This window comes from Marinobacterium stanieri (assembly GCF_900155945.1).
In the GTDB taxonomy this organism is placed as follows: Bacteria; Pseudomonadota; Gammaproteobacteria; order Pseudomonadales; family Balneatricaceae; genus Marinobacterium; species Marinobacterium stanieri.
The window spans coordinates 136,812-149,070 of record NZ_FTMN01000008.1 but is presented as its reverse complement, the minus strand read 5'-3'; the positions used below and the strand labels follow the sequence as shown (position 1 = coordinate 149,070).

The 12,259-nt window shown below is 55.9% G+C and carries 13 protein-coding genes; 1 reads left to right on the top strand and 12 read right to left on the bottom strand.

What is annotated here, in order from left to right:
• Positions 1-5 precede the first annotated feature (5 nt).
• The 12 genes from lpxA to rpsB form a co-directional block, all read right to left on the bottom strand.
• Positions 6-776, bottom strand: coding sequence for an acyl-ACP--UDP-N-acetylglucosamine O-acyltransferase (gene lpxA / locus BW956_RS16840; protein WP_175612036.1), 771 nt, complete (start codon positions 774-776; stop codon positions 6-8).
• A gap of 2 nt (positions 777-778) precedes the next feature.
• Complete coding sequence (fabZ, locus tag BW956_RS16835; protein WP_010323533.1) at positions 779-1,216, bottom strand: 3-hydroxyacyl-ACP dehydratase FabZ; 438 nt, start codon at positions 1,214-1,216, stop codon at positions 779-781.
• A complete protein-coding gene (gene lpxD, locus BW956_RS16830) occupies positions 1,213-2,265 on the bottom strand; it encodes a UDP-3-O-(3-hydroxymyristoyl)glucosamine N-acyltransferase (RefSeq protein ID WP_076464504.1) in 1,053 nt (350 codons plus the stop codon). Before lpxD ends, fabZ begins: the two co-directional genes overlap by 4 nt.
• A 2-nt stretch (positions 2,266-2,267) precedes the next feature.
• The gene (locus BW956_RS16825) at positions 2,268-2,765 is read right to left on the bottom strand and encodes an OmpH/Skp family outer membrane protein (protein ID WP_010323535.1); all 498 of its coding nucleotides are present in this window, start codon (positions 2,763-2,765) and stop codon (positions 2,268-2,270) included.
• Between the two features lie 18 nt (positions 2,766-2,783).
• Positions 2,784-5,093 carry an outer membrane protein assembly factor BamA gene (gene bamA / locus BW956_RS16820; RefSeq protein WP_076464501.1) on the bottom strand — a complete coding sequence of 770 codons (2,310 nt, stop codon included), beginning with the start codon at positions 5,091-5,093 and terminating at the stop codon, positions 2,784-2,786.
• 48 nt (positions 5,094-5,141) lie between these two features.
• Complete coding sequence (rseP, locus tag BW956_RS16815) at positions 5,142-6,500, bottom strand: sigma E protease regulator RseP (protein ID WP_076464498.1); 1,359 nt, start codon at positions 6,498-6,500, stop codon at positions 5,142-5,144.
• Positions 6,501-6,516: 16 nt separating this feature from the next.
• Positions 6,517-7,311 carry a phosphatidate cytidylyltransferase gene (locus BW956_RS16810; protein ID WP_076464495.1) on the bottom strand — a complete coding sequence of 265 codons (795 nt, stop codon included), beginning with the start codon at positions 7,309-7,311 and terminating at the stop codon, positions 6,517-6,519.
• Positions 7,305-8,069, bottom strand: a complete 765-nt coding sequence (gene uppS / locus BW956_RS16805; RefSeq protein ID WP_076464492.1) for a polyprenyl diphosphate synthase — start codon at positions 8,067-8,069, stop codon at positions 7,305-7,307. The genes BW956_RS16810 and uppS overlap by 7 nt, the downstream gene beginning before the upstream one ends.
• 35 nt (positions 8,070-8,104) lie before the next feature.
• Positions 8,105-8,662, bottom strand: a complete 558-nt coding sequence (gene frr / locus BW956_RS16800; protein WP_076464490.1) for a ribosome recycling factor — start codon at positions 8,660-8,662, stop codon at positions 8,105-8,107.
• The gene (gene pyrH / locus BW956_RS16795) at positions 8,655-9,413 is read right to left on the bottom strand and encodes a UMP kinase (RefSeq protein WP_010323541.1); all 759 of its coding nucleotides are present in this window, start codon (positions 9,411-9,413) and stop codon (positions 8,655-8,657) included. Before pyrH ends, frr begins: the two co-directional genes overlap by 8 nt.
• 90 nt (positions 9,414-9,503) lie before the next feature.
• Positions 9,504-10,364 (bottom strand): translation elongation factor Ts, encoded by an 861-nt coding sequence (tsf, locus tag BW956_RS16790; protein ID WP_076464488.1) that lies wholly within the window; start codon positions 10,362-10,364, stop codon positions 9,504-9,506.
• Positions 10,365-10,468: 104 nt separating this feature from the next.
• A complete protein-coding gene (gene rpsB / locus BW956_RS16785) occupies positions 10,469-11,206 on the bottom strand; it encodes a 30S ribosomal protein S2 (protein ID WP_010323543.1) in 738 nt (245 codons plus the stop codon).
• Between the two features lie 279 nt (positions 11,207-11,485).
• Here rpsB and map point away from each other — a divergent pair, with 279 nt between their 5' ends.
• On the top strand, positions 11,486-12,259 hold the full coding sequence (map, locus tag BW956_RS16780; RefSeq protein ID WP_076464485.1) for a type I methionyl aminopeptidase: 774 nt from the start codon (positions 11,486-11,488) through the stop codon (positions 12,257-12,259).

Genomic DNA, 12,259 nt, shown 5'->3' with positions numbered 1-12,259 from the left:
CAGCCTCAGCGGATGATGCCACGGGTCGATGCTTCCAGTGACTCGATCAATAGTCCGACTTCGGGACAGCCTGGCAGCAACTCATTGAGCCCGTCCAGCGCCTGCTCAACGGTCAGGCCCTTACGGTAAATCAGCTTGTAGGCCTGGCGCAGGGTGCTGAGTGCATCACGCTCAAAGCCTCGGCGCTTCAACCCTTCCAGATTGATGCCGTGCGGCTTGGCGCTATTGCCACTGGCCATCACGTACGCAGGCACATCTTTCAGTACCACGGTACCGGCACCGCACATTACATGCGCGCCGATGCGGCAGAACTGATGCACGGCAGTGAAACCACCCAGAATGGCATGATCACCGACATGAACATGGCCAGCCAGCGCAGCGTTGTTGGCCAGAATGATGTTGCTGCCGACACGACAGTCATGGGCCACATGGGCGTACGCCATCAGCAGGTTATTACTGCCGATACTGGTGAGGCCTTCATCCTGTACCGTGCCACGATGAATGGTGCAGCCTTCACGGATGACGTTATTGTCACCAATTTCCAGGCGGGTCGGTTCGCCAGCGTATTTCTTGTCCTGACACTCTTCGCCGATGGTCGCAAACTGGAAAATGCGATTACCTTCGCCAATGCGAGTAGGCCCCTTGATCACCACATGAGATTCGATACGCGTGCCGGCACCGATCTCGACGTCAGGACCAATCAGGCTCCAGGGGCCGATTTCGACGCCCTCGGCTATACGAGCCGAGGGGTCAACAATTGCTTGCGGGTGAATCAATGTCACACCTTTCTATCTGCACAGAGGATGGTTGCACTGCTGACGGTGTCACCTTCCACACTGGCACGCACATCAAACTTCCAGATACCGCGACGCTCGGAAATCACCTTGGCTTCCAGCTTGAGCTGGTCACCCGGCACCACCGGACGCTTGAAGCGCAGGTTGTCTGCACCGACGAAGTAATAGATAGAGCCGTCTTCAGGGCCCTTGTTCATGGTTTTGAAGCCCAGCACGCCTGCGGCCTGTGCCATGGCCTCAACAATCAGAACACCCGGCATGACCGGATGATCGGGGAAATGGCCGTTAAAGAAAGGCTCGTTCACGGTCACGTTCTTGATTGCCGTGATTGACTCGCCCGGTTCCAGAGCCAAGACCCGGTCCACCAGCAAAAAAGGATAACGATGAGGCAGGTATTTCCGGATCTCTTTAACATCCATCATGTGTTTGGACCTTCAGTAGAATGCTGTTCTGTAGCCTGTTCCAATTTACGGACCCGGCGAGCCAGCTCATCCAGCTGTCGGAAACGCACAACATTGCGTTTCCACTGACGATGGGGCTCCATGCCGGTTCCGGATGAGTACACACCAGGCTGGGTAATGGATCGACTGACCAGGGACATGGCCGTCACATGCGTACCATCCGCAATCTGCAGGTGCCCGGTAATACCGGCATGACCTGCAATAGTGCAGCGCTCGCCAATTCTAGTGCTTCCGGCCACTGCGGTACAGCCCGCAATGGCGGTGTAACGCCCGACAACCACGTTATGGGCAATCAGCACCTGATCATCAAGCTTCACGCCGTCTTCGATTATAGTGTCGTCCAGAGCGCCACGATCGATGGTAGTACAGGCGCCAACCTCAACGTTATCACCAATGCGCACACCGCCCAGCTGGCAGATTTTCTCCCAGCCTTTTGCCGTCGGCGCAAATCCGAAACCGTCAGCGCCAATCACGGCACCGCTGTGGATAAGTGAGCGGCAGCCGATGCGGACATTGGGATACAGCGTAACCCGAGCTTCAAGGCGGGTGTTCTCGCCAATGTAACAACCACGTCCCACCACGGAACCGGCACCAATCACGGCCCCGGCCGCAATGACGGCACCCGCTTCTACCACCGCCTGAGGCCCGACTTCTGCCGAGGGGTCAATCTGGGCACCTTCGGCAACAACGGCACTGGCATGAATGCCCGCCTGCACGTCCTCGCGCCAATCGAACAACTGACTGGCCCGGGCAAAGGCGAGATAGGGGTTTTCCACCAGAATGGCATCAACCGGACATTCGTCTTTCAGCGCCGGTGTAATCAGAACGGCAGCCGCTTTGGTGTCCTTAAGCTGGTTCAGATAACGAGCATTGGCAAAGAAAGACAGGGCATTGTCGCCGGCAGATTGCAGGGTGGCCAGTTGCGTGATCGGGGTATCGGGGTTGCCGGCAAGCGTGCCACCCAGGCGGGTGGCCAGCTCGGCCAGCAGGAAGGTTGTATTGCCTGCCATGATTACTGCTTGTTCAGCAGTTCAATGACACGCGGGGTCAGGTCAGTGTCCTTGTTGGCATAGACCGTAGCCTGCTTGGACAGGATGAGGTCATAACCTTCTGTGTCCAGCAGTTCACGAATCGCTTTATCCAGACGCGGGCGCATTTCGGCGATGAACGCCTGCTCGCGCTGACCACGCTGCTGCTGCATCGCCTGGCCACGACGCTGGTACTCACCAAAGGCTTTCTGGAACTGCATGCGCATCTGTTTCAGATCTTCTTCAGAGGCCAGTCCTGCATTTTTCTGCAGCTTGTCGCGCAGTTCACGCGCCTGCTTTTCCAGTGCAACCAGCTGCTTTTCCTCGTCGGCAAATTCCGCCTTCAGCTCTTCACGAAACGACTTGGCCGCATTGGAATTGAGCAGTGCTTCTTCCACGCCCAGTACAGCAACCTTTTCGGCCATGGCCTGAGCACTGAACAGTACCACTACCAGTGCAGCAATTCGGGTTACGAGCTTCATACAATCTCCTTAAAAACCTTAAAACGTCTGGCCCAGCGCGAACTGGAACACTTCAGTATCATCACCGTCCTTGTCATTCAACGGCATACCCAAGGACATGGACAACGGGCCAATCGGGGTCAGCCAGCTGACACCCAGACCTGCAGAATAACGCAGCTCGGACAGATCAATATCTTCAGAGCAATTGGTCTGGCTGCTGTAGCAGTTGGTGGTATACACATTACCGGCATCCAGGAAAATCAGGCTGCGCCAGGCACTCTTGTCACCCATGAACGGCATGGGGAAGATCAGCTCGGCCGCACCGGTCACCATCACGTTGCCACCAAAGGGATCCGAGTTGGAATCCTGCGGGCCCAGAGAGTTGTTGGAGAAACCACGTACCGTCTTCAAACCGCCAGCATAGAAGTTCTTGAAGAAGGGGTAGGCGTTATCGCCAAAGCTGTCACCGTAGCCCAGGCGGCCACGCAGGCTGAGCACCCAGGTTTCGTCATCATTGAGCGGGCGATACCACTTGTTGCGGTAGTTGGCGCGCATGTAGGCCAGATCACTGCCCGGCACAGCCACTTCCATGGAAGCACTCTGCATGTAACCACGGGTCGGGAACAGACCCTTGTTGAGGCGGTTATCACTCCAGCCTGCCGTCAACTTCCAGTTCATGAACTCTTCACCTTCATCTTCGATGAATTCGAACACCTCATCTGCGGTTTCGTCATAGGTGTTCAGGCGGATGAATTCAAAATCACCACTGAAACTCAGGCGCTGGTAGTCGTCAATCGGGTAACCGAAAGTAAGACCAACACCCGCCTCATCTGCGGTGTAGGAACTGATATCGTCTTCTTCGTAGTCCTTTTCACGGTAGAACGCGTTGAAGCCGCGGCTGACACCATCAACCGTATGGTAAGGATCCAGATAATTGAAGCTGTACTCGGTGGTGGTGGAACTGTTGGTGATATTGAAACCAACCTTGTTACCACTGCCGAGGAAGTTGTCCTGCTGAACACCCAGGTCCAGAATCAGACCATCGTTCTGGGAGAAGCCCACACTGGCCGTAAACTGGCCGGACTGCTGTTCCTCAACTGCATACTCTAGATCCACCTGGTCATCGGTACCGGGCACCGGACGGGTTTCCACGTTTACACTGCGGAAGTAACCGGTTTTATCCAGGCGACTCTTGGAGCGTTCGATATCCTTGGTCGAGGCGACACTGGCTTCCATCTGCTCCAGCTCACGGCGGATAACGTGGTCAGCGGTACGGGTATTGCCCTTGATGGCGATACGGCGAACATAGGTACGCTTGCCCGGCTCGATAAAGAAGCGCACGGACACGGTGTTGTCGTCCTGAAGCTCGGGTACAGGACTCACGTTGGCAAACATGTAGCCTTCATCACCCAGCAGGCGCACCAGTTTTTCCTGGCTGCGGGTCATTTTCTCGCGCGAGAAGACTTCGCCTTCCGCCAGAGTCACCGCGCCATCCAGTACATCCTGAGGCACAACCATTTCACCGGCAACGGCCACATCACGCACACGATACTGTTCACCTTCGCTCACGGCGATGGAGATGTAGATATGCTTTTTATCCGGGGTAATGGAAACCTGGGCCGAATCGATACTGAAATTGGCGTAGCCGTGATCAAAGTACCAGGAGCGCAGACGCTCGAGGTCACCGGTCATTTTTTCACGGGCATAGCGGCCGTCCTGGGTATAGAACGACCAGAAGTCGGGCAGATCGAGGGTAAAGAGCTCTTTCAGCTCTTCATCACTGAATACCGTGTTGCCGACGATATTGATGTGCTGAATGCTGGACTCTTCGCCTTCGTTGATATTGATGTTCAGCTGAACGCGGTTGCCGGACAGCGGTTCCACCTCGGTGGAAATGTCAGCACCATAGCGACCCTGTGAGGTATACACACGCAGCAGATCCAGACGGATCTGGTCCAGCGCGGCACGGCGGAACACATCACCTTCCTGCAGACCGGACTGTTCCAGCCCGCGCATCAGGTCCTCTTCCTTGATGACATCGTTGCCTTCAAGGTTGATCAAGGCAACTGAAGGACGCTCCTTGAGCTTGAGCAGGAGCACATCGCCCTCGCGTTCAGCCTGGATGTCGGCAAAGTAGCCGGACTTGAACAGCTGACGCAGCGCATCGGACAGCTGCTCCCGTTGCAACTGATCCCCGGCGCTGACCGGGAAGTTCCGGAATACAATGCCGGGCTCGACCCGTTGCAAGCCTTCCAGCTTGATATCACTGACTTCGAACAGCGGAGCCGCAGCTTGCGCCTGCGCCATCCATAGCATCGATACAAAAAACAGACCCAGCTTGCGATTCATGCTGTACTTCTTACTTTTATGGCTGACTGATAGGAAAACTGGCTTGCTTCAGAAAAGCCGGGCCAGATCATTGACGATGGCAAGCGCCATCAGGCTGAACAGCAATGCCATGCCAACTCTCAGCCCCAGCATCTGCACCTGCTCACTGACCGGGCGACCCCGAACCAATTCAACAACGTAATAAAGCAGGTGACCACCATCCAGCATCGGTATCGGCAGCAAATTCAGCACACCGAGACTGACACTGAGATAGGCCAGAAAACTGACGAACGACTCCAGACCCGAGGCGGCCGAAGTCCCCGCCACTTTAGCAATGGTTATCGGACCGCTCAAGTTTTTTACCGAGATGACGCCCGCGATCATCTTGCCGATCGACTCCAGCGTCAGGGTGATCATCTGTCCGGTTTTTTCCACTCCGGCCACCAGGGCATCGACAGGGCCATAGCTGAGGGTACGCTGCATTTCCGGTGGGAATTCAAACTCGGCCACCCCGGCGCCGATGTAGCCTTGAACGGCACCATCCTGTAACTGGCGACGAGCAGGCGTCAGCAGCAGACTTTGCTCCTGTCCCTGACGTTCGATCAACACTTCCAGCTGACGCTCCGGTGAGGCCTGAATGATTTTCACCAGTGCTACCCAGTCCTGCACAGGCTCACCATCAACCGCCAGAATCCGGTCACCCGATTGCAGGCCTGCCGCGGTTGCGGCCCCGTCAGGCAGTAGCTGGCCAATCACCGGAGGAATTTCTGGGCGCCAGGGCGTGATGCCCAGCGCAGTCAGTGGCGATTCACGTTCCAGGTCCACCTGCCATTGATCAATCGGCACCGTGTAACTGCGCGCCATGCCGCGGGCCGGCTCACCCACTGTCAGCTCGATGTTTCCCGTCTCACCGACATGTGAGGCCAGACGCAGGTTGATCTCGTTCCAGGACTGTACCTCCCGCCCATCGACCGCCAGCACTTCCTGCTCGACAGGCACCGCCGCCCGCGCTGCCGGCGAGCCCGGTGTAATTTCACCGATCACCGGAACAACAACGCTGATACCGGACAGAAACAGGAAAGCATAGGCCAGAACGGCAAAAATAAGATTGACCAGCGGGCCCGCTGCAACAATGGCGATGCGCTGATACACGGACTTGTTATTGAAGGCCTTGTCGCGCATTGACTCGGGCACATCACCCTCACGCTCATCCAGCATGCGGACATAACCGCCCAACGGGATGGCCGCCACGGCATACTCGGTACCGTCACGCCCCTTGCGCATCCACAACGGACGCCCGAAACCGACAGAAAAACGCAGGACCTTTACGCCGCAACGCCGCGCCACCCAAAAGTGTCCCCATTCGTGAATGGTCACCAGAACACCCAGCGCGACCAAGGTCGCAAGCAACGTCTGCAACAAGTCCATCAGTGTGTAACTAACCTCAAATCAGTGTCAGGCCGACTGCGAACACAGGTGCGGCAGCCGTTAAACTATCGATACGATCCAGAACGCCGCCATGCCCCGGGAGCAGGCGCCCGCTGTCTTTGATGCCGCGCTCACGCTTGAGCATGCTTTCAAGCAAGTCACCCAATACCGATGCCAGACCGGTCAGCAGCGCCAATACGCAGAGTTTGATTCCACTCGACAGCGGGAGTTCCAGCCAAACCGAAAAACCGATACCGATCAGCACACAGGTCAGCAACCCGCCCCAGAGGCCTTCACGGGTTTTACCGGGGCTAACGGCAGGCAGCAGCTTGTTCCGCCCCATGCTTTTGCCCGCGGCATAGGCTCCCACATCGGCGCCCCACACCAGCATCAGTAACATCAACAGCATGGTCAGGCCCGACTCACCGGCACGCAGATCCAGCATGGCATACCAGGCAGGCACCAGCACCAGAAAGCCAAACAGCACGCGCTGTGGCATGCCGCTCCAGCTCGCAGTACGCGGATAGGCCAACACCAGCAACAGGGCGAAACACCAGAAAGCGACCGCCAGCCATACCGCCAGTTGCGCCAGCTCCGGCACGGCCAGCAGCCCCCACATCAGACCGCCAAGAGCGGCCAGCAGGAGGGCGGTTCCCGGCACAGAAAGTCGACAGAGGTTGGCCCATTCCAGGCCGCCATATATGAAAACTGCCGCCAGAACCCAGATAAACCAGGTCTGCGGCAGTACGAACAGTGCCAATAGCGCGATGGGCGCCAGCACCAGTGCGGTCAATATGCGCTGTTTCAACACGGTTTATCGGCCTCCAGCTGCTCGCTGGTACGACCGAAACGGCGCTCCCGCGTCAAAAACGACTGTATCGCGGCAAACATTTCCTGTTTGCCGAACTCTGGCCAGAAGCAGTCAGTGAAGTAAAACTCGGTATACGCCATCTGCCAGATAAGGAAATTGCTGATGCGCTGCTCACCACCGGTACGGATACACAAATCCGGTGCCGGCAGGTCAGCCAACGCCATACAGCTACCCAGCAGCTCTTCATCAATCTGGTCCGGTGTCAGATCACCATCCAGGCAGCGCTGAGCCAGATGCTGCGCAGCCTGAGTGATATCCCAGCGTCCGCCATAATTGGCCGCAATATTGAGCGTAAGCCCCGTATTACCAGCCGTCAGGGCTTCGGCCTCATGGATCTTGGCCTGGAGATCGGGACTGAAGCGAGTCACATCACCGATAATCCGCAGACGGATATTATGCCGCGCCAGCTTGCGTACCTCATGGCTCAACGCACGCATAAACAGCTGCATCAAACCTTTTACCTCGAGCGCCGGACGCTTCCAGTTTTCACTACTGAAAGCGAACAGTGTCAGAGCATCAACACCCTGCTCCACACAGCACTCGATGACGGCACGAACACTGTCCACGCCCGCCTTGTGTCCCGCCAGGCCCGGCAGTCGCTGTGCCTTGGCCCAACGGTTGTTGCCATCCATGATGATGGCGATGTGACGGGGCATACTGCGCCCCGGCGGTATGGTCAATTGCTGTTCAGAAGCCATGCAATTCCGTAGCGGGGCATGCCCCGCCTGTCCGTTTAGATTTCCATCAGGTCCTTTTCTTTCAGCGCCAGCAGGCTGTCAGCCTCGGCCACGTACTTGTCGGTCAGTTTCTGGACCTGATCCTCGCCACGACGGCTGTCATCTTCAGAGATCTCTTTCTCTTTCAGGAGATCCTTGATGTCACCGTTGGCATCACGACGGATGTTACGGATTGCGACACGTGCGTTTTCAGCTTCGGTGCGCGCCTGACGGATGTAGCCCTTACGGGTTTCTTCGGTCAGCGGCGGCATGGGAACACGAATAACATCGCCGGCCGAGCTGGGGTTCAGACCCAGGTCAGACTTCATGATCGCCTTTTCGATATCGCTGACAACCTGCTTTTCCCAGGGAATGATGGTCAGCGTACGCGCATCTTCAACCGACACGTTGGCAACCTGCTGAATCGGCACATCAGAGCCGTAGTAGGAAACGGTGATCGAATCCAGCAGACTAGGATGGGCACGCCCGGTACGAATCTTCTTGAATTGTTCTACCAGGGATTCGACACTTTTCTGCATGCGGCTTTCCGCATCACTTGTAATCTCATTAATCATCGTTTTCTCCAGCAGTCGAGCCGCTATCAATCAGTGTTCCTTCATCACCACCTACCACGAGGTTAACCAGAGCACCGGGCTTGTTCATGTTGAACACACGCACCGGCATGTCATGGTCACGCGTCAGGCAAATGGCCGTCATATCCATCACACCCAGCTGTTTTTCCAGCACTTCATCGAAGCTCAGGTGCGTGTAACGCGTCGCTTCAGGGTCTTTCATCGGGTCTGCCGTGTAGACACCATCCACTTTGGTGGCCTTGAGAACCGCATCCGCTTCAATCTCGATGCCGCGCAAACAGGCAGCAGAGTCTGTTGTGAAGAACGGATTACCGGTTCCCGCCGAAAAAATCACCACATCGCCCTGACTAAGATAACGCAGAGCGTTGCGGCGGTCATACTGATCAACCACCCCGCTCATCGGAATCGCTGACATGACACGCGTCGCAATATTACAGCGTTCCAGCGCATCACGCATGGCCAGGGCGTTCATAACTGTTGCCAGCATACCCATATGGTCGCCGGTCACTCGATCGAGGCCAGCCGCACTCAGCGCCGCACCACGGAAGAGGTTACCCCCGCCAATCACGATACCCACCTGGACCCCAATACCCACAAGCTGCCCGATTTCGAGCGCCATACGGTTAAGCACCTTGGGATCGATGCCAAAATTTTCATCACCCATCAAGGCTTCACCGCTCAGTTTCAGCAGCAGACGCTTGTATCGGGAAGATTGTTTATCAGTGGCAGGCATGTTCAGTCTCCGCGCGGATGAAATGGCAAAAGTGTAGCAGGAAAGCGAACGGCCAGACGCGAGAGCGTCCGGCCGAAGGGAGGTTGCGAATTAGCCTTTCAGCTGTTCAGCAACTTCAGTAGCGAAGTCTTTTTCTTCAACTTCGATGCCTTCACCCACTTCTACGCGGACAAAGGATACAACCTCGGCACCAGCTTCCTTGACCATCTGGCCAACAGTCTGATCCGGGTTTTTAACGAACGGCTGCTCAACCAGGCTGTTTTCAGCCAGGAACTTCTTGATACGACCGCCAGCCATCTTCTCTTTGATTTCCTGCGGCTTACCTTCCATATCCGGCTGAGCCATGATGATGTCTTTTTCACGCGCCAGCTCTTCTTCCGGCATATCTTCCGGACGGGCAACACGCGGGTTAACCGCGGTTACGTGCATGGCAACATCACGAGCTACTTCTGCATTACCGCCTTTCAGAGCAACCAGAGCTGCCAGACGGTTAGTGCTGTGAACGTAAGCATCAACCTGCTCACCTTCTACCAGCATGACGCGACGCACGCTGATGTTTTCGCCGATTTTCTGAACCAGCGCTTCACGCGCAGATTCCAGTTCGCCTTCCATCAGGGCAGCAACATCAGCCTGCTTGTCGGCGAACGCCTTTTCCAGAACAGTGTTTACAAAGTTCAGGAAGTTGTCGTCTCGCGCAACGAAGTCAGTCTCGGAGTTAACTTCAACTGCCAGAGCGTAGGTGTTGTCGTCAGATACTTTAACAGCAACAACGCCGTCAGCAGCGGTACGGCCAGCCTTCTTGGCAGCCTTCATGCCAGACGCTTTGCGCAGATCATCGATCGCTTTCTCGATGTCGCCTTCAGCTTCAACCAGTGCTTTTTTGCACTCCATCATGCCCAGGCCGGTACGCTCGCGCAGTTCCTTAACCATCTTCGCAGAGATATTTGCCATGTCGCATTCCTCTCTATAATTCGCTTGTATTAAATCCAAAAAAGGGGAGCCAGGGCTCCCCTTTCAATATCCAGTCACACTAGCGACTCAAGTTGTCAGGTCGATTACTGAGCAGCAGCTTCAGCGTCAACTTCAACGAACTCGCCTTTTTCGCCAGCGTTAGCAGACGCGCCTTCAGCACAGGCATCAGCAACGGACTTCGCGTAGATCTGGATCGCACGCAGAGCGTCGTCGTTACCCGGGATTACGTGGTCGATGCCATCCGGGTTGCTGTTGGTATCAACAACACCAATAACCGGGATACCCAGCTTGTTGGCTTCGTTGATAGCGATGCGCTCGTGTTCAACGTCGATGACGAACAGTGCGTCAGGCAGACCACCCATGTCCTTGATACCACCGATGGACAGCTCCAGCTTTTCCATTTCGCGGGTGCGCATCAGGGCTTCTTTCTTGGTCAGCTTCTCGAAAGTACCGTCCTGAGCCTGGGTTTCCAGGTCACGCAGACGACGGATAGACTGACGGATAGTCTTGTAGTTGGTCAGCATACCACCCAACCAGCGGTGGTTAACGTAAGGCATGCCTGCACGAGAGGCTTCCTCTTTGATCACTTTGCTTGCTGCACGCTTGGTGCCGACAAACAGGATCTTGTTCTTGTTGCTGGCCATACCCTGGATTACGTCCAGCGCGTTGTTCAGCGCCGGCAGAGTGTGCTCCAGGTTGATGATATGGATCTTGTTACGCGCGCCGAAGATGAATTTGGACATCTTCGGGTTCCAGTAACGAGTCTGGTGACCGAAGTGTACACCTGCCTTCAGCAGGTCGCGCATAGATACTTTTGCCATTGTGGTAAATCCTCTGACGGGTTATAACCTCCACATATCCCATCGCCCCACCGCAAAGCGGCACCCAGGACGGATGTGTCGATATGTGTGTGTTTTGTTGATTAAATTCAGAAATGCCGGAGCACCTCTTTCGGGAGCGCGATTTATAGCATAGACGACTCTGCATTTGAAGTACTCTTTGGCGCTATGCCCAGGCTTTGGGTACAATATTGGCCAATATCAAAAGGGCGGCTCAAGTTACAGCTGCGCACCCCCTTCTCTGCCAACACGCGAGACGTTATGACTATCAAAATCAAGACCCCCGAAGAGATCGAAAAAATGCGCGTCGCCGGCCGCCTGGCTGCCGAGGTTCTGGAAATGATCGAACCGCATGTAAAACCGGGTGTCACGACCAACGAGCTGAACCAGATCTGCCACGACTATATAGTCAACGAACAGAAGGCAATCCCGGCACCGCTCAACTACCACGGTTTCCCCAAGTCCATCTGCACCTCAATCAACCAGGTGGTCTGCCACGGCATCCCCAACGACAAGAAAATGAAGAATGGCGATATCATCAACATCGATATCACCGTCATCAAGGATGGCTACCACGGCGACACCAGCAAGATGTTCTACGTCGGTGATGTAGCCCCGCACGCCCAGCGCCTGTGCGAAGTGACACGCGAGTGCATGCTGAAAGGTATCGAACTGGTTAAACCGGGTGCGCGCCTGGGCGATATCGGTGAAGTGATTCAGAAATACGCCGAGAGCATGCATTACTCTGTGGTACGTGAATACTGCGGCCACGGTATCGGCAGCGAATTCCACGAAGACCCTCAGGTACTGCACTACGGCAAGGCCGGCACCGGTGAAGAACTCAAGGAAGGCATGATTTTCACCATTGAGCCGATGATCAACGCCGGCAAGCGTCAGGTAAAACTGAACAAGCGTGACGGCTGGACCGTGGAAACATCGGACCGCCGCTTGTCTGCCCAGTGGGAACACACCGTACTGGTCACCGCTGACGGCTACGAGATCCTGACTCTGCGTAACGAAGAAAAATCCGCCTGA

Bases quoted from the DNA above. Each gene is read 5' to 3' on its own strand.
- fabZ (WP_010323533.1), bottom strand. From the start codon at position 1,216: ATGATGGATGTTAAAGAGATCCGGAAATACCTGCCTCATCGTTATCCT.
- lpxD (WP_076464504.1), bottom strand. From the start codon at position 2,265: ATGGCAGGCAATACAACCTTCCTGCTGGCCGAGCTGGCCACCCGCCTG.
- BW956_RS16825 (WP_010323535.1), bottom strand. From the start codon at position 2,765: ATGAAGCTCGTAACCCGAATTGCTGCACTGGTAGTGGTACTGTTCAGT.
- bamA (WP_076464501.1), bottom strand. From the start codon at position 5,093: ATGAATCGCAAGCTGGGTCTGTTTTTTGTATCGATGCTATGGATGGCG.
- rseP (WP_076464498.1), bottom strand. From the start codon at position 6,500: ATGGACTTGTTGCAGACGTTGCTTGCGACCTTGGTCGCGCTGGGTGTT.
- uppS (WP_076464492.1), bottom strand. From the start codon at position 8,069: ATGGCTTCTGAACAGCAATTGACCATACCGCCGGGGCGCAGTATGCCC.
- frr (WP_076464490.1), bottom strand. From the start codon at position 8,662: ATGATTAATGAGATTACAAGTGATGCGGAAAGCCGCATGCAGAAAAGT.
- pyrH (WP_010323541.1), bottom strand. From the start codon at position 9,413: ATGCCTGCCACTGATAAACAATCTTCCCGATACAAGCGTCTGCTGCTG.
- tsf (WP_076464488.1), bottom strand. From the start codon at position 10,364: ATGGCAAATATCTCTGCGAAGATGGTTAAGGAACTGCGCGAGCGTACC.
- rpsB (WP_010323543.1), bottom strand. From the start codon at position 11,206: ATGGCAAAAGTATCTATGCGCGACCTGCTGAAGGCAGGTGTACACTTC.
- map (WP_076464485.1), top strand. From the start codon at position 11,486: ATGACTATCAAAATCAAGACCCCCGAAGAGATCGAAAAAATGCGCGTC.